This window comes from Endozoicomonas ascidiicola, from assembly GCF_001646945.1.
GTDB lineage: Bacteria > Pseudomonadota > Gammaproteobacteria > Pseudomonadales > Endozoicomonadaceae > Endozoicomonas > Endozoicomonas ascidiicola.
In genome coordinates this window covers 174,742-191,605 of sequence record NZ_LUTV01000003.1, presented here as the reverse complement: position 1 = coordinate 191,605, position 16,864 = coordinate 174,742, and the positions used below count along the sequence as shown (strand labels likewise).

20 protein-coding genes are annotated in these 16,864 nt (G+C 49.3%); 3 read left to right on the top strand and 17 right to left on the bottom strand.

All coding sequences use genetic code 11. The features are described from left to right. Positions 1–72: 72 nt before the first annotated feature. The 5 genes from fliD to AKL11_RS08360 form a co-directional block, all read right to left on the bottom strand. Complete coding sequence (fliD, locus tag AKL11_RS08380; protein WP_067516380.1) at positions 73–1,401, bottom strand: flagellar filament capping protein FliD; 1,329 nt, start codon at positions 1,399–1,401, stop codon at positions 73–75. Positions 1,402–1,536: 135 nt separating this feature from the next. Next, entirely contained in the window at positions 1,537–1,902 is a 366-nt protein-coding gene (locus AKL11_RS08375) for a hypothetical protein (protein WP_067516378.1), read from the bottom strand. Positions 1,903–2,323: 421 nt separating this feature from the next. After that, complete coding sequence (locus AKL11_RS08370) at positions 2,324–3,505, bottom strand: flagellin (protein ID WP_067516376.1); 1,182 nt, start codon at positions 3,503–3,505, stop codon at positions 2,324–2,326. Positions 3,506–3,841: 336 nt separating this feature from the next. Beyond that, positions 3,842–4,120, bottom strand: coding sequence for a type II toxin-antitoxin system RelE/ParE family toxin (locus AKL11_RS08365; protein WP_067516375.1), 279 nt, complete (start codon positions 4,118–4,120; stop codon positions 3,842–3,844). Continuing rightward, a complete protein-coding gene (locus AKL11_RS08360) occupies positions 4,120–4,404 on the bottom strand; it encodes a type II toxin-antitoxin system RelB/DinJ family antitoxin (RefSeq protein ID WP_067516373.1) in 285 nt (94 codons plus the stop codon). Before AKL11_RS08360 ends, AKL11_RS08365 begins: the two co-directional genes overlap by 1 nt. A 186-nt stretch (positions 4,405–4,590) precedes the next feature. Here AKL11_RS08360 and AKL11_RS08355 point away from each other — a divergent pair, with 186 nt between their 5' ends. From AKL11_RS08355 to vapC, 3 genes are all read left to right on the top strand, one after another. Then, complete coding sequence (locus tag AKL11_RS08355) at positions 4,591–5,820, top strand: integrase catalytic domain-containing protein (protein WP_216636779.1); 1,230 nt, start codon at positions 4,591–4,593, stop codon at positions 5,818–5,820. Positions 5,821–5,943: 123 nt separating this feature from the next. Further along, positions 5,944–6,141: a type II toxin-antitoxin system VapB family antitoxin gene (locus AKL11_RS08350; protein WP_067516370.1), complete on the top strand. Its 198-nt coding sequence runs from the start codon at positions 5,944–5,946 to the stop codon at positions 6,139–6,141. Beyond that, positions 6,141–6,557, top strand: a complete 417-nt coding sequence (gene vapC / locus AKL11_RS08345) for a type II toxin-antitoxin system VapC family toxin (protein ID WP_095210266.1) — start codon at positions 6,141–6,143, stop codon at positions 6,555–6,557. The genes AKL11_RS08350 and vapC overlap by 1 nt, the downstream gene beginning before the upstream one ends. A gap of 143 nt (positions 6,558–6,700) precedes the next feature. On the opposite strand, the gene flgL is transcribed toward vapC, so the two are convergent. The 12 genes from flgL to flgC form a co-directional block, all read right to left on the bottom strand. Beyond that, entirely contained in the window at positions 6,701–7,633 is a 933-nt protein-coding gene (gene flgL / locus AKL11_RS08340; RefSeq protein ID WP_067516366.1) for a flagellar hook-associated protein FlgL, read from the bottom strand. A gap of 105 nt (positions 7,634–7,738) precedes the next feature. Then, positions 7,739–9,355 carry a flagellar hook-associated protein FlgK gene (gene flgK / locus AKL11_RS08335; protein ID WP_067516364.1) on the bottom strand — a complete coding sequence of 539 codons (1,617 nt, stop codon included), beginning with the start codon at positions 9,353–9,355 and terminating at the stop codon, positions 7,739–7,741. A gap of 109 nt (positions 9,356–9,464) precedes the next feature. After that, entirely contained in the window at positions 9,465–9,896 is a 432-nt protein-coding gene (locus tag AKL11_RS08330; RefSeq protein WP_067516363.1) for a bacteriohemerythrin, read from the bottom strand. 309 nt (positions 9,897–10,205) lie between these two features. Next, positions 10,206–10,697: a bacteriohemerythrin gene (locus AKL11_RS08325; RefSeq protein ID WP_067516361.1), complete on the bottom strand. Its 492-nt coding sequence runs from the start codon at positions 10,695–10,697 to the stop codon at positions 10,206–10,208. A 49-nt stretch (positions 10,698–10,746) separates the two neighbouring features. Beyond that, positions 10,747–11,064 carry a rod-binding protein gene (locus AKL11_RS08320; protein WP_067516359.1) on the bottom strand — a complete coding sequence of 106 codons (318 nt, stop codon included), beginning with the start codon at positions 11,062–11,064 and terminating at the stop codon, positions 10,747–10,749. A 13-nt stretch (positions 11,065–11,077) separates the two neighbouring features. Beyond that, a complete protein-coding gene (locus AKL11_RS08315; protein WP_067517258.1) occupies positions 11,078–12,205 on the bottom strand; it encodes a flagellar basal body P-ring protein FlgI in 1,128 nt (375 codons plus the stop codon). A gap of 7 nt (positions 12,206–12,212) precedes the next feature. Then, the gene (flgH, locus tag AKL11_RS08310; protein WP_067516357.1) at positions 12,213–12,896 is read right to left on the bottom strand and encodes a flagellar basal body L-ring protein FlgH; all 684 of its coding nucleotides are present in this window, start codon (positions 12,894–12,896) and stop codon (positions 12,213–12,215) included. A gap of 13 nt (positions 12,897–12,909) precedes the next feature. Beyond that, on the bottom strand, positions 12,910–13,695 hold the full coding sequence (gene flgG, locus AKL11_RS08305; protein WP_067516355.1) for a flagellar basal-body rod protein FlgG: 786 nt from the start codon (positions 13,693–13,695) through the stop codon (positions 12,910–12,912). A 29-nt stretch (positions 13,696–13,724) separates the two neighbouring features. Next, positions 13,725–14,453, bottom strand: a complete 729-nt coding sequence (locus tag AKL11_RS08300; protein ID WP_067516353.1) for a flagellar basal body rod protein FlgF — start codon at positions 14,451–14,453, stop codon at positions 13,725–13,727. Beyond that, the gene (gene flgE / locus AKL11_RS08295) at positions 14,453–15,676 is read right to left on the bottom strand and encodes a flagellar hook protein FlgE (protein WP_067516351.1); all 1,224 of its coding nucleotides are present in this window, start codon (positions 15,674–15,676) and stop codon (positions 14,453–14,455) included. The genes AKL11_RS08300 and flgE overlap by 1 nt, the downstream gene beginning before the upstream one ends. A gap of 4 nt (positions 15,677–15,680) precedes the next feature. Then, a complete protein-coding gene (locus AKL11_RS08290) occupies positions 15,681–16,433 on the bottom strand; it encodes a flagellar hook assembly protein FlgD (protein WP_067516349.1) in 753 nt (250 codons plus the stop codon). A gap of 14 nt (positions 16,434–16,447) precedes the next feature. After that, on the bottom strand, positions 16,448–16,864 hold the full coding sequence (gene flgC / locus AKL11_RS08285) for a flagellar basal body rod protein FlgC (RefSeq protein WP_067516347.1): 417 nt from the start codon (positions 16,862–16,864) through the stop codon (positions 16,448–16,450).

Sequence of the window (16,864 nt, the reverse complement as noted above, 5' to 3'; positions counted from 1 at the left end):
TATGATCTTTCCTTCCGCTTCCCTTAGTGGGCTTTTACGGACAACGGAAAACGGTTAACGGCAAACGACCCATCACATATAAGTAAACGACGACAGGGTCGAGTTCATCTGCTGAATCGCAAGATCCATGGCAATAAACTGGGCGCTGTAACGCTCGGTGAGCGCCGTTTCCCGTTTTTCCAGGTCGGACCACTGCACATCAAAGCCATCGAGATTGTCTTTCAAACTGTCTACCCGGGTTTTAATCAAACCATCGAAGCTTTTGCCATCTTCACCGTCTTCATCTTTTTCGGTGCCGCCAATGTATTGCTCGACCACGGTCTGCAGATTGGCAACCACCCCTTCGCTGCCGGTAAAGGCATCGGCGATGGCCATGGGGTTACTCTCAAAGGCTTTTTCCAGCTGATCTTCATCCACTTCCAGATCGCCGTTCATGGTGGTGATGATGCCCATCTCCGCCAGATTGCTGAACGCTGAACCTTCCATGGGGCTGGAGAGCGCTGAACGCAGCTGCGACAACAACGACGATGTCATGGAATCACTGGCCAGCGCCGGACGACTGCCGCCTTCTGGTGTGCGGGTTAAATCTTCAATGGCACCAAACAGTTTGTTGTAGCTGTCGATCAGGTCGTTGACGGAATCGGTCATGGTGTCCAGATCCGTTTCCACATCCACGCGGATTACTTCGTCTTCCGCTGTGGTTTTTTCCAAATCCAGAGTGACGCCGTTGATGGCGTTTTCCACTTTGTTGCTGCTGCTTTTTACTTCAATGCCATCTACGGTCAGCAGGGCATCTTGCGCTTTTTGCAATTCGGTAACCGCCAGTGCATTTCCACTGTCGTCTTTAATGCTGATGACGTTCTCAGCACCGCTTTCATTACTGGTGAGTACCAGCTGATCGCCATTGATAATGCTGGCCGTCACGCCGGGGTTATCTTTGGATTTGTTGATGGCGTTCATCACCGACTCAAGGTCGTTATCCTCAGCACCCACATCCAGCGTGAAGGTTTTGTCGCCCACGGCAATATCGTAGGAACCGGCTGCCACAGTTTCGCCTTCAAATACGGAGACTTTGTGTTTTTCCGCCAGCTGCTGAACCGTCACCTGATAACTGTTGGGCCGGGCATCCCCTTCTACGGTAACGCCGAGAATCTTCTCGCCATCGTCGTCCATAGAGACTTTCAGGGAACCGAACTCATCGGGGTCCGACAGTTTTTCCAGGGTTTTGTTAAACGCTTCCAGAGCGCTTTCCAGCGATTCCAGCCCCGCCAGCTCACCATTAATGGTGGCTTCGCTTTTCTTCAGCTGGTTGATACGAGGGCTCAGTTCGGATTGAACCATAGTCTGAGTCATCATATTGATATCCAGCCCTGAACCCATGCCAGGCATGCTGATGGCCATACGGACATTCCTTAACGTTGTCGATGTTGTTAACGAACCGGTGGCGTTGTTCGTTTGCCGTTTTCCGCTGTCCGTTTGCCGTGGCGGAGAACGGATGACGGCCAACGGAAAACGAAGATAGCAAACATCGTGCCACTAACACTGTTCGTGAATAATAAATCCGGTTTTTTTGATAGCGCCTGGCGTCAGCGCCAGAAATTCATTGACGGCCAACTGACGTATGATCTGTTGCTGTTTATCGAAACAGGCCACCAGAAATTCATCGGGCAAGCGAACCAGTTGAAACTGCCAGCCCAGCTCGGAAACCTCAGCATTTATTGCCGCAATATGCGCCTGCAATTGTTTCCGGAACTTTTTTTCCGCCCTGCTGTTTCCCGGCGGTAGCGGCCGATGTTGATCATAGTTTTGATCAATATTCACCGTCGGGTTTGCCGGCAACACCCGCTTTACACGACGTGTGTTTACCGGTGATATTTCATCGGGAATGTAATCGACAGCCATTGCGCACTCCTTCCCGTAGATCAGTATTCAGCCTCGCGCCCACGCTGTGAGGTTGTTACAAAAAGTCTGAAAAACGACAATTCCCAATTCCGTCATTCCCGCGCAGGCGGGAATCCATCGCCAGCAGTGGATCTCCGCCTTCGCGGAGATGACGATCAAAAGTTTATTGCTCATTAATGTGCCTTTCGAAGCAGCCTTGAAGCATGGGAACAAGGTGAAAAAAAACGCCGGCACATCCCTGCAACCGGCGTTCATCTTTTAGCTTACCGTTATCCGTATTCCGTTATCCGCAAAACCAGAGCCGTACACCACACAACCGTCATTCCCGCGCAGGCGGGAATCTACCTCGCCAGTGGATCCCCGCCTGCGCGGGGATGACGCTCTTGAATCTCCGAAAAACAGTCAACAAATCACGACGCTATTAGCCCATCAGCTGAACAGCGTACTGTGGCAGGCCTTTCGCCTGTGCCAGTACGGAAGAACCGGCCTGCATCAGCATCTGGCTCTTGGTCATGCTGGTGGTTTCTTTAGCGAAGTCCACGTCCAGAATACGGCTCTGGGAAACAGTCATGTTTTCCTGGATGTTGGACAGGTTGCTGATGGTGGAATCCAGACGGTTTTGGACGGCACCGAGGTTGGCGCGCTGAGAGTCAACTTGAGCCAGAGCACCATCAAGAATCTTAATCGCTTCCTGAGCGCCTGCAGCAGTATTCAGATTAATATCGCTTACTTTTTTGTTGACCGCCTCACCTTTAGTTGCAGCCACGCCACCGATAGAAACAAGAGCCTTATCAGTTGCAGCATCCGTTTTTAAACCAATGTGTAACTCCGCTAATGTCGCATCACCAGCAGTACCTCCACCATTACTAATATCCAATTTATCTGCTGCGATTCCAGTTGCATCAGCTACTTTGGCTGTAATATCTGCTATGGTCTCGTCTTTCAGGATAGAGATATTGGTAGTAACAGGATCTCCAGCACTATTATTAGAAACTATTGCCAACGTGCCGTCAGCATCAACTTTTGTGCCAGTCGCATCAAGAGCAACACCGGCAGCTTCACTTTTAGTAGCAGTGTATTTATCACCCACCTTTCCTTCTAAAGATGCTGTAGACATATTACCAATACCAAAGGTAATAGTTTCATTCGCATTAGAACCAATTTGGAAGCTCAGACTGTCAGCAGAACCATCCAGCAATTTAGTACCAGAGAAGTTTGTAGTTTCAGCAATACGGTTAATTTCAGTTTGCAGCTGACCAATCTCTTTCTGCATTGCAGCACGATCTTCAGCAGTGTTTGTGTCATTAGCAGACTGCAAAGCCAGATCACGCATACGACCCATGATGCTGGTATTTTCCTGCATCGCACCTTCCGCAGTCTGCGCCATGGAGATCGCATCGTTGGCGTTACGCATGGCAACATCCAGACCACTGATCTGAGTGCCCATACGGTTAGAGATCTGCAGGCCAGCAGCGTCGTCTGCCGCACTGTTGATGCGCAGGCCGGTGGACAGCTTGAGCATGCTGTTTTCCATGGCCTTCTGGGTGTTGCCCAGGTTGTTCTGTGCAATCAGTGCAGTCGAGTTAGTGTTTACGGTAAGCATGGTTCACTCCGAAATCGTTGTATTTGGTCGCCGCTGTTTTTGGTGACAGCTGGCTTGCACAACAGAAGTCGTCTTGTTTCGGAGTTACTTAAATTATTTTTTCATTTTTTGAACGAATTCACATTCCCCCCCTCGTTCCCACGCTGGAGCGAGGGTGTCGTGAAAGGGTGAACAACTCTAATATCGTCGTTCCCGCGTAGGCGGGAACCTACCACGAACAGTGGATCTCCGCCTGCGCGGAGATGACGACTAAGTGCTTTACCCTCATCAATATCCCTTTTGCGACACTCGCTGGAGCATGGAAACGAGGAACTGTGTTTTTAGTCGCCAATACTGTCAGCCCGCCGGGAATTTCTGCTTCTGATGCAGAACTCGCATCACGTGAATATCGGAGCCATTCACAGAGTAAGAGACAATCATTGACACCTCGGGAAGGATCAATAGTCTTCCGGGGATTCCATCACGCTGAACGCCCATATTGGGCTGATCCAATAAGAGTTCAACGGATGCTTCAATGAGGTTATCGGTTTCTTCAGCAGCGACAGGGTTGAAATCAAAAAGAAATTCAAAGATTTTTTCACGATCATTTAATGATTCTACTTCCCAAAGAATCATTAATGATTGCCTCGATGACGAATGTTCGCTTTGCGCTTTGCCATTTCATCTTTTGCTGTTTTCTGATCGACAAACTCCGCCTTACCGGACTCAAGCTTCTCAAATGCCTGGTTTACCTGTTCGGTTAACCAGGCATCCTGCGATAAGACTTTGCGCTGCTGGTCAGCCAGCTGTTCGGTGAATTCGCGGCAGGCATCGCTGATGGTACGCCCCTGACTTTCCGCCATCTTTTGCGCTAATCGTTTTGTTTCTTCATCAACCCGGAACTGAATTCTGGTTTCCATGTCTTTTCCCCTGAATTAATTGCGCCTGAATTAATTGTGCACACATATGTTAGTACACGGAAACTGTATAAACAAAGAAAGAGTCTCTTCCAATATGAAATGAGCCTGAACGGAGCCCTTGTTTCCAAAATGAAATGAGCCTGTGATTTCTGATCTTTCGTCCAAAATTACTGGATGAAAATCATAATGGACACACGGCTCATCAAATCGCTCCAGCAGGTGGAGGAGCTGCTTCAGGCTACACCGCAGATACAGCCTGGTTGGAAGTCAAAAGACGAGTGTTATCAATGGATTGCAGACACTCTCAATCACTTTCGATACCGCACTCTGAGCAAGCCTGAGAAAGGGTTGATCAAACGCTATCTGATCGTCGCTTCAGGCTATTCCAGGGCGCAAATAACCCGGCTAATTAAAGAATACCTGAATCTGGGGCTTCTCAAGCGCAAACAACGGACAACGAAGGGGTTTGAGACAAAGTATTCCAAGGCTGACATTCGCCTTCTTGCCGAGACTGACCGACTTCATAATGGCCTGAATGGGCCTGCAATAAAGAAGATCTGTGAGCGAGCATATCAACGTGGAGATGGTCGCTATAAGCGACTGGCTGGCATCTCTGTTTCGCACCTCTACAACCTGCGGCAGTCAAAGACTTATCAGACAGTTCGCCTGCATAAAAACGTCACCCGACCTGTAAATCGTGCTATTGGTACTCGACGCAAACCGCGACCCAATGGTCAACCCGGTTATATCAGAATTGATACAGTACATCAGGGTGATAAGGATAAGGTCAAAGGGCTTTACCATATTAATGCGGTGGATGAAGTTACTCAGTTTCAAGTGATCTGCACCGTTGAGCGGATCAACGAGCACTTTCTAATACCGGTACTCGAAGAGCTTTTGGCGACTTTTCCCTTTAAAATACAGGGTTTTCACTCCGATAACGGCTCTGAGTACATCAACTATCCGGTGGCAAGTTTATTGGATAGCCTCTACATAAAATTCACAAAATCCAGATCACGAAAAACAAACGACAATGCACTTGTTGAATCAAAAAACGGAGCCATCATCAGAAAAATGTTGGGCTATGCTCATATACCGCAACATCATGCTGCAGAAGTGAATGCGTTTAACAAAAATTACCTGACACCTTACATCAATTTTCACCGGCCTTGCTTTTTCCCGGAGACGATAACAGATGAAAAAGGCAAAGAGAGAAAACGTTACCTTTACGAAAACATGATGACACCTTATGAAAAACTGAAATCTTTGCCTGACTGGACGCAATATTTGAAGAAAGGAACTCCGCCGCATGCATTGGAGTCAAAGGCTGAATCAATGAGTGATAACGAGGCTGCCCAGCAACTGCAGTCTGCCAGAGAATCACTGTTTCAAGGCATCTTTAAGCGAAAGGCCTGAAATCATGGGTTTATACTCTTTTCAGGCTCATTTTGGGATTGGAAAATACTGAAAGGCTTGGCGAGCGCTCATTAAGCAGACTAGACTGGCTTTGTGTAAAGCAATGTGTAGGAATGACTGAAAATGCCTTCAAACCTTGCCATAGATGACAATCTGATTGCCCAGGTTCAAGCGCTGGGTGGCTACAAAACCAAAAAAGCCGCCGTCAATGAAGCACTTGCGGAATATATTCGACACCGTAAACAGCTGGCGCTGCTGGATGACTTCGGCACCATCGACTATGACCCGACAACGGATACCAAAGCGGGTCGCCGACAATAATGGTGCTTGTGGATACCTGTGTCTGGTCTGCCGCACTGCGTCGTCGCAGTTCAGCCAATCAACCCGACGAACTGGCGGAAGAGACCATCATGCTGCAAAAGCTGATTCGTCAGCACAGAGCCGTCATGATCGGCCCCATTCTGCAAGAAGTATTAACGGGCATTAAACACCACGAGCAGTTCACCCGATTGCAGGAAAAGCTGAGCGCCTTTGACCTGCTACCGATCAGTCAATCAGACTATATCGATGCAGCGACACAGGCCAATATTTGCCGAAGCAAGGGTGTTCAGGGTTCCCACACTGACTTTCTGATTGCCACGATGGCGATAAAACACCAAATGCCGGTGCTAACGACAGACAAAGACTTTGCGCATTATCGAAAGCACATACCGGTGGTTTTGTATGCGGAGTTTTGAGGGATTTATTAAAACCTCGGGCGTTGATCCTAAGACTTCAATTAACGTTTTCCGTTGCCCGTTTTCCGTTTCCGTTTTCCGTTGTCCGAAAAAGCTGTAGCCACCCGCGCTTTTACGGATCACGGATCACGGATAACGGTCTCTTAAATATAATTAAACAACGACAACTGACTTACCTTGCCATAACTCTTCTGGCTGGCCTGCAATGCAGTTTGTTCCAGAGTCAGCTGAGTAATCGCCTCGGCATAATCCAAATCTTCCAGAGAGCCTTTCAGCGCCGTAGTCATGGCGATGGATTCTTCGTTGGCCGTGGTGGTCATATCCAGTGTGTTGATTCTTGCACCAACGGATGTAAGCGTTGAGCCAACATCGGCCAGAGTTTTGTCGATGCTTTCTATGCTGCCATCCAACACATCTTTCAGCGCAGTGCGATCACCAGCTTTCAGTGCTGTGGAGAGTTCATCCAGATCGGCAAAAATGCTGCCGCCATCCGCTGAGAAGAAAATATCATCTGCGGTATCGCCCTGAGTGATGGTGCGATTATCACTGATGGGGATTTCCCGGCTCTCGTCACCGCCTTCGTATACCCATTCCTCCGTAACAATGCCCGTATCAGGATCGGTGAATTCTTTTTTAATCACTGGCATGGTGTCGCTTTTCATGCCAGCAAACAGGTATTCACCATTAGCGGATTTAGTGTTGGCCATATCCGACAGCTGACCAATAAGGTGATCTACCTCACCGGCGATGGCATTCATATCTTCCTGGGACAGCGCATCGTTACCGGCAGACAGGGTCAAATCACGGAGACGATTGAGCGTGCTATCCACATCGTTCAGCACCGTTTCTTCTGCGGTGAGGGAGGATTGTGCCGAGGTGATGTTTTTCTGATACTGCTCAAGTACCGTAAGATCGTCGCTCATGCCCATGATCTGCAACGCGGCCAACGGATCATCCGATGGCTTGAGAATCTCTTTACCGCTGAGCATTTTCAGTAGGGATTCGTTGATCTTCCCCGATGCCTGCTGCATGGAGCTGTTCATGGTGGTGTGCATTTGCAGCGTGCTGATACGCATTATTTTACTCCTGTGGGCGTTTTCCGTTGACCGTTTGCCGTTATCCGTAAAAGCAATCTGACTACGCTTTTACGGATAACGGTCAACGGATAACGCCTAAATTCTTTAAAGATTAAGTACGGTATCCAGCAACTGCTGTGCTGTGGCGATGACTTTGGCGTTGGCTTGATAAGCCTGCTGGTAAATGAGCAGGTTGCCCGCCTCTTCATCCATGTTGACTCCGGCCACACTGGAGAGTGCGCTGGACGCTTCTTCATGGAGTACTTTGGTGGCGTTGTAGCTGCCTTCGGCTTGGGCGGTGGTGTTGCCTACGTCGGTCACCAATAGGTTCCAACTGTCGCCTAAGGTTTTATTGCCTTCGATAAGGTGGGCTTTTTCCAGCTTGGCCAGTTCCAGCAGGTTGCTGTTGTCTCCCGGTGTGTCGTAAGCGCCGGAGAACGCGAGGTCGTCCGGGCTCTCCATCACCATATCCATGGAGCCGCTGAAGCCTGCAGTGGGTTCGATGCCAAAGCTGTCGCCTGGTTTTAGTTCGCCCTCTCCAACTTTGATGGTGATACCATCAACGGTTACACCTTTATCTGTAGTTAAAAGTCTTTGGTCACCTTTCGATACTACTTTTCCAGCACTCGTGAGGATGTACTGACCATCCGCTGTGATTTCCAAGGAGTAATCATCAGCTGATAGTTTGCTACTGTCGCTAATTTCAACTTCCAGCACGCCACTACCGGTGTTTTCTCTGGAAGCCTCAACCCGCTCACGCATGGCTTCAATACTATTGATATTGCTAAACAGGTCTGAACCAGGCTTATTATTCAGATCAACACCAGCACCCAGCTGTGTGTTCATTGCATCAGAAATAACCACCGCCATACGGCCCAGTTCACGCATGGCCGGATCAATCACATCGGATTGAAAATCCAGCACGCCCTGAATACTGCCGCCAATGGTTTTCAGTGGTTTTTCTGCGGTGTCGGTAACGAGCGACAATGTCATTCTGTCGCTGTCTGGATCACCGGGATTCAAACTCACTTGATTCGCTTTGCCGCGCATGACCAGCGGATCACCCTGTGGCAGGAAGATATCCACAGTGCCATCTGGACGAGCATCAACAGTGACGTCCATCAGTTCAGAGAGTTTCTGCATCGCTTGATCACGCTGATCCAGCAAACCATTCGGAACACCGCTGCCGGTTTGGGAAGCCATGATGGAATCGTTGATTTCAGCAATATCCGACAACAGGCTGTTTACGTCATCCACCATGACGCCCAACTGATCATTCGCCAGGTCAGACTGCTTCTGCAAACTGCCATGCAAGGTGTTAAACCGTGAAGCAAGATCACTGGCCTGAGCCAACACCGTTTGACGAGCCGCATCGGATGCCGGATCACTGGTGGCGCTGTTCAACGCACCGAACATGCCAGTCAATGCTGGAGAGAGGCTGCTGCCATCACTGGTGACAAGTGTTTCCAGCTGATTGGCGTGACTGTAATAGGCGGTGCTGTAGCCATAGGCGGTGCTGGTGTCGCGCACCTGATCGGTCAGAAAACTGTCAGTCATACGACGTACATCACTGACGTACACACCACCGTGCATATTCGTGGCTAAGTTAACCTGTTGTCGTGTATAGCCCGGAATCGTTGACGCTGAAATATTGCTACTGGCAACATTCAGTGCAGTCTGGGCGGCAAACATGCCGGACATCCCGGTGTTGATCATGCTCATGGGCGAGTAGCTCTGTGTTCTTTGATGACATCACCGGACGTGTCGCGGCTGCAAAAATATTGGATTCTCAGAAGTCGACAGAAAATCGAATTTATTAAATCGATTAAGGCTATTTAAATACGTGTTCGAATTGCCGGTCTTCTTCGAAAATATGTTCGATCCACCAGCGCTTAAGAAAGGGAATGATTTTCCAGCTGTCCGTCTCTACTTGTACTTCATTCTGCATTTGCTGCGTTTTCAATAACAGCTCCGCATGTTTTATCTTATGTTCTTCCAGGTTCGGATAGTTGATGCTTTCTAAAATACGCTCTTCTGTTTCAAAGTGAATGGCCGCGTATTCTTCAAGCATCTTCAGGGTTGCTCGCAGGGTACTGATTGAGGCGCCGATTTCATAATCGTGATAAAACGTGTTGATAATACAGACAAGCCCGCGGTGCTGCTCATCAATAATATTTACACCAATGCACAGTTTATCTGTCCAGACGATATATAACGGTTTATCAGCGTATTTGGGTTGATCTTCTGTGTAACGAAGCACCATCAGTTTCTCTCAAATAAAAAGTATCGATCATTGGTTCTGCCAAAATAAATGCTAACAAGATGCTCGAAAAGCAAACAACTCGTAGTTCCTCTTAAGGGCAGAGCAGGAATGGCGGCAATTCACCCCACCCCTGCACAGATCCATACTTTTACTGCCCGTGCATACCACTCCCAACTCCGGTATCTAACGTCAAACGTTGTTCAAGCCATGAATGACCATGGTCGGAGTGCGACTGTTACTTAGTCAAAAAACAGGATTTAACCCGGCTAACCACTTATAAATACTCAACCGGATGACACCAATCACGCATCAATGCAATGCTGATTGTTCATTAGCCTGAATCTCAGCCTGAGCCATTACTTGCATTTGTTGTTTATAGTTTTCAACAAACACATCAGATGACATGTTACCGATCAGGTCTACAAACTCCCGATCTTCTTTCACAATGTGATCCATCCACCAGCGCCTCAGAAAAGGCATCACGCCATAAACATCCTGATCGGTTTTAACCGACGACAGCAGTTGCTGAGTTTTCAGCAGAAGGTTGTCATGGCTAATCCGATGCGCGTCTAATCCTTCAAAACCAAGACCCGCCATAACCGCTTCTTCTGTAGCAAAGTGGATCTTTGCGTAGTCTTCAATGGTTTTGAGCGTGGACTGCATGGTCACCATAGAGGCGCCCATTTGAATGTGGTAATAAAATGAGTTGATCAGACTCACCAGGCCACGGTGCTGTTCATCAATAATGTTGATGCCCAGGTTCAGATCATCAGACCAGACGATATATAACGAGTTGTTCATGTGCGCTTCTTGGTTTCAGTGGCCTTCGCCACTTTCAGTTAATAATTCGTTACTTGCCCTGCAGGGCTTCCACTTGTTGAATCAGTTGATCAGCTAAGCCAATACCACCGCTTTCTGCCATGGAAATAGCCAGCTCAGAATCGTGCCAGTCGCGCATAAACGACTGTTCTTTACTATTAAACGGATTGTCTTCCGCCAGCACATCATTGGCCTGCCGCATGCTTTTCAGCATTTGCCGGAAGAACATGGCTTCAAAGTCGGTTGCCGCCTGTTCCAGCTTGCCGTTATTGGGCTTTACCGTTGACGCTGAAATGCCGGTTCGCATGTCTGGCGCCATTAACCGTGGGTCTGGTGAATCAATCTTCATTTGTTACGTCTACTTAAATTACGATCAGCTCAGCCTTTAAGGCGCCAGCGGATTTCAAAGCCTGCAAAACAGCCATCAAATCAGACGGTGTTGCACCCACTCGATTAAGGGAATCTACGACAGACTGCAGAGAAGTACTTTCCGGAAGTACAAACAAATGACTTCCGCCTTCTTCCATGGTGATGTCCGTATTTGGCGTTATGGCAGTCTGGCCTTGATTAAGAATTCCTTCCGGCTGACTGACATTGGACGATTCCCGAATATTCACCACCAGATTGCCGTGACTGACCGCTGCCGGCAGCACGCCCACATATTCGTTCATGACCACGGTGCCGGTGCGACTATTGATCACCACACGAGCCGGTGGTTTTTCTACGACAATGGGCATGCTTTCCATCATCGCCATATACGCCACACGCTGATCCGGGTCTTGCGGAGCCTGAACGGTGATTGATGCGTTATCCAATGCTTGAGCCGTTCCTTCGCCAAAGCGTTTATCAATGGCTGCGGCAATATTGCGCGCAGTGGAAAACCCCGGATTACGAAGGGTCATCACAATATTTCCACCATCCGCAAAGCTACCGGGCACTTCCCGTTCAACAATGGCGCCGTCGGGTATACGACCAACTGTAGGTACGTTAACGGTCAGACTACTGCCACTGTTGCCATCTACGCTGATGCCAGAAACCACCACACTGCCTTGAGCCAGAGCGTAGATATTGCCATCCACACCTTTCAGGGGCGTCATCAACAAGGTGCCGCCTTTTAAACTGCCCGCATCACCAATGGACGACACTGTGATATCAATTTTCTGGCCGGGGCGAGAAAAGGATGGAAGGCTGGCGGTGACTGAAACCGCGGCAACATTCTTCAGGTTAGGGTCAATACCTTCCGGAAGCTGAACACCCAACTGCCTCAACATATTGGTTAAAGACTGGGTGGTAAATTTAGTCTGGCGGGTTTTATCACCACTGCCATCCAAACCCACGACAAGACCATAGCCAACTAACTGGTTACTGCGGACACCTTGAATATCCACCAGATCCATCAATCGTGAAGTGCGTTCATTGCCCTGAGCAACACCTGTCACCAAAAACAAACTACCGAGACAGAGACTCAATACATAAGAAAATCGATTCATAACCATCTCAGAGCGGGAACCAGGAACTGTTCAAGAATTTCGTTAACCAGCCCGGTTCGTTGGCATCCGCCAGGAATCCTGTTCCGGAATAGGTAATTCGGGCATTGGCCATACGCTGGGAAGAGACAATGTTCTCAGGGCTGATATCTTCCGGACGCAAAATGCCGGAGATACGAATGTATTCATCGCCCTGATTTAACCGAATCCATTTTTCGCCACTCACCGCCAGCGAACCATTGGGTCGCACTTCCAGAACCGTCACGGTAATACTGCCAGATAGCATGTTCTGCTGAGCACTGGAACCACTACCGGCAAATGAACGACTACCTTCCAATGAATTATTCATGGAATAACCACTGCCAAAAATGGAACCCACAGTGCGGCCAAACAGGGTTGGATCAGAGATCGCTGCACTGCTGTTTTTGCTCATGTCCGTACCCGCACTTTTGCTGGAACGGGTTTCTTCATCCAGTCGAATGGTCAGGATGTCGCCAACCCGATACGCCATGCGATCCTCAAACAGCGAGGTGGCATAACCGGCCTGGTATAAACTGCCATGGTTGTATTGCACTGCCTGCTCCGGCGGCAACTTGGGTGGCTGCCAATCGGTTTCTCCGGGCGTTGGCTTGGGTGGCAGAGAGCTGCAACCCGTGAGCAGTATCACCATGACAATCATTAACATCCTGATCATTGGATACACCTCACTACAGCGTCTGGTTAGCAAATTGCAGCATCTGATCCGCTGCCGCTATCACTTTGGCGTTCATCTCATAGCCACGCTGGGCAGTGATCATGCTGACCATTTCTTCCACCATATTGACGTTGGAAGATTCCAGGGTGAATTGCTGTATGGAACCAGCGCCGTCTTCTCCGGGCACAGATTCTGCAGGCTGACCACTGGCGCCACTTTCTGCGAACAGGTTGTGACCCAAAGCCGTCAAACCGGCTGGATTAACAAAGTTCACCAATGTGATCTGGCCAATTTCTTCTGGCCCGGCATTGCCCGGAATGGTTGCTGTGACAGTGCCGTCTTTACCGATGGCGATACTGGTGGCTTCTGGCGGCACTTCGATGCCCGGCTCCAATAGCTGACCGCTGCTGGTGACAATTTCACCTTCCGCACTCAACTGAAACTGACCGTTACGAGTGAATGCCTGAGTACCGTCGGGCATTTGCACCTGAAAAAAACCTTCGCCTACGATGGCAATATCCAGAGGCGCCGTTGTGGTTTGAAAACCGCCCTGTGTGAACACTTTCTGAGTGCCCGCCACCTGAACACCGGTGCCCAGCTGAATGCCGGTAGGGTATTCAGAATCCTGTGTGTTGTTAGCACCCGGCTGACGCTGAACCTGATAAAACAGATCCTCAAAGACGACACGGTCACGCTTAAAACCAACCGTATTAATGTTGGCCAGGTTGTTTGAGATCGCCGTCATCTGGCGATCTTGCGCAGTGAGGCCAGTCTGGCTGACCCATAAAGCAGAATTCATTGGTTACAAATACTCAAATCAGATACATATCAGCCGCGCAGCAATACATCGCCGGCTGCCGCCATGTCCCGCGAGGTAGACATGACTTTTAATTGCATTTCAAACTGGCGGTTCAGGGACATAAACGACACCATTTCACGGACGCTGTTCACGTTGCTGGCTTCGATAAAACCAGAGGCCAGTCGTACCGTTGGGTCTGCTACCGGTGGAGCGCCATTTTCTGTGCGAAACAGACCATCGGTGCCTTTTATCAGGGGCTGTTCAGCGTTGACCAGCTGCAACTGATCAATCACTGCCATTTCGTTATCCCCTTCCGGCAGAATACTGATGGTGCCATCTTCACCAATAAGCAGTTGCTCATGGGGCGGGATTTCCACAGGACCGTTTTGCCCCATCACCAGATGACCACTGGCATCTGCCAGCATGCCTTCAGCGCTAAGGGTTAAACTGCCGCCACGGCTGTACGCAGGCTCACCACCAATGTCGTTTACTTGCAGAAAGCCCGGCGTTGCTAAAGCAACATCAAGGCTTCTACCAGTCTGCTGCATGGCACCTGCTGCAAAATCACTCCAGACGTCACCGGTCTGAACCATGACCCGGGTAGGCATACCTTCGCCGGGTAGCGCATTGGCCACTGCCTGGGAATAGTCCGCCTTGAAACCACCGGTATTGACGTTGGCCAGATTGTTGGCGTGCTGCTGTTGCGCCTGCATGGTTCGCACGGCACCGCTCATGGCGGTATGAATTGCCTTATCCATTACATGGACTGCATCAGAATCTGGTTCATTTCATCGCCGGCCTGAACCACTTTGGCACTGGCCTGATAGGCGCTTTGAGCGACAACCATATCCACCAGTTCGCGGGTCATATCAACGTTGGAAGCTTCGAGTGCGCCTGCAACCAGTGAGCCAGTGCCAGCACTGCCGGGCTGATCAATCATGGGTTCGCCGGAAGTACTGGTCGCCACCCAACTGGTGCCGCCATTTGGCTGAAGACCGTTGTTATTTGGGAAGGTCGCCAGAGCAATAACACCGAGGAGACGTGTTTCGCCATTGTTGTACATGGCGAATACTGAGCCATCGTCGGCTACTGAGAGATTGGTGTATTGGCCAGCGCCGTAGCCGTCTTGGGAGTTTGTAGAAACAGATGAGTCGTTACCGAACTGCGTCAAATTGCTTAAATCGATATTGAAATCCAGATCGCCTGCAGCGCCGGTATCATACTTCAGATTAATGTCTCCACCGCTCAGCAGTGTGCCATCTTCATCAAACTCCAAAGTCGCAAAACTAGCTGTTTCTGTACCTGAACCATCAGCCTTGGGTACATTGACATCCACATCCACATTATTAACTTGATAATGAACATTCCATTCATTGTCACCAGACTTCACGTAATAAGCCGTAGCAGTATGAGAATTACCCTGCTGGTCATAAACTATCGAAGATGTTGTGAAGTTGTAACTTTCTGGATTAGAGTGATCGAAGTCAATTTCCGGTGCCTTCTCACGAGTATCTAGGTTTGCTTTGATAGTGACGTTGTCGGTTGCTTTTGATGGCAAATCACTGGTATCCGCCTGCAAATCTGACAGAGAACCCGTTACCACGTTTCCGTTATTATCTACCGGAAATCCCTGAAGCTTATGCCCCATATTATTAACAATCAGGCCATTCTTATCAGTTTCAAAATAACCGGCACGGGTATAAACATTCTCTCCGGAAGGGTCTTTCATCACAAAGAAACCTTCACCACTGATCGCCATATCCATGCTGTTTGTGGTGTAGCTGATAGAACCCTGGCTAAACGATTGCTTCACCGCAGCCACATAGACACCGCCACCACTAGCGCCGGTGTACAAATCAGCAAACTGTGAGTCCAGTGACTTGTAACCAACGGTGTTCGAGTTGGCAATATTGTTACTGATGGTGCCCAGATCTTTAGAGGCGGTCTGTAAGCCTGTGATACCGATATTCAGTGCCGACATGGTGTTATTGTTCCTGAGCTAAACGTTGAATCTGGGAAAAAGCCTGCAGAGCCGGCTGTCTGAAGTAAGGGTTGGATGCCATCTCGGGCTGGCTGCCGGAAGCAGCGCCCTGAATTTCCATAATGTACGACAGTGGAACAAGGCCGATACCTTCTGCCTCTATCAGGATTTCCTGACCATTGCCTGGCATTACCACACTGTTGACTGAGGTGCGCTGAACAATGGCCACTTCGGTTTCTTTACCATCAAAAGAGGCGGTTGCTTCCAGTCGGTATTTACCTTCAGGCAGAGGCTCATCCAGATCGCTCAGGTCAAATTCAATCTGACCAGACTTCTGAGCACCCATTGGCAGGGTTGCAACAACATTGTCGTTTTCATCGTAAACATTGATGGTCAACTCATCGGTACTGGCCTGAAGGAGGATTTCACCTTCAACGGTCTGCCCTTCAGACAGATCAGCCACATTGGCCAACACCATGATTTCTTTACCCACCAGCGCAGACGCATAAAGTGCCTGAGATGAATAAATCTGAGCGCCCAAATCACCCACGGCACTTTGCATTTCCGTCATGCCGGTCATCATGGTCAGGTCGGATAGCTGGGTGACCATCTGACTGGTATCCATGGGTGCGGTTGGATCCTGATTATTCATCTGCACCATGAGCATTTGCAGAAAGGCATCAGAATCCAGCCCATTATTTGGGTTGTTTAACTGCGGCGGCGCTGCCTGAGCACCACTGATTCCTGAAACAGACATGTTCAATATTCCTGTTATTGACCGAGACTCAGCAGGCGTTCCTGCATTTGTCGGGCGCTGTTCATGACTTCAATGTTGCTCTGGTAGTTACGGGAGGCAGACATCATGTCTGCCATCTCTTCCACCACGTTGACATTGGGATAAAACACATTGCCATCTGCATCTGCCATGGGATGATACGGCTGATGACGTGCAACAGCAGGGGCCTCACTTTCCAGAATTTCAGTGACAGACACTGAATAGCCGGAAGCCGGTTCGTCATTTACCTGATTCAGCACCGCAGAAAACTGTGGCTTTCGGGCTTTGTAAGCTTCTTCAGCAGAAGCAGCCGGAGTTTCGGCATTGGCCAGATTACTGGCCACGGTATTCAATCGCAGGGACTGGGCAGTCATGGCCGACCCGGCGATATCAAAAATTCGGTTTAGAGACAC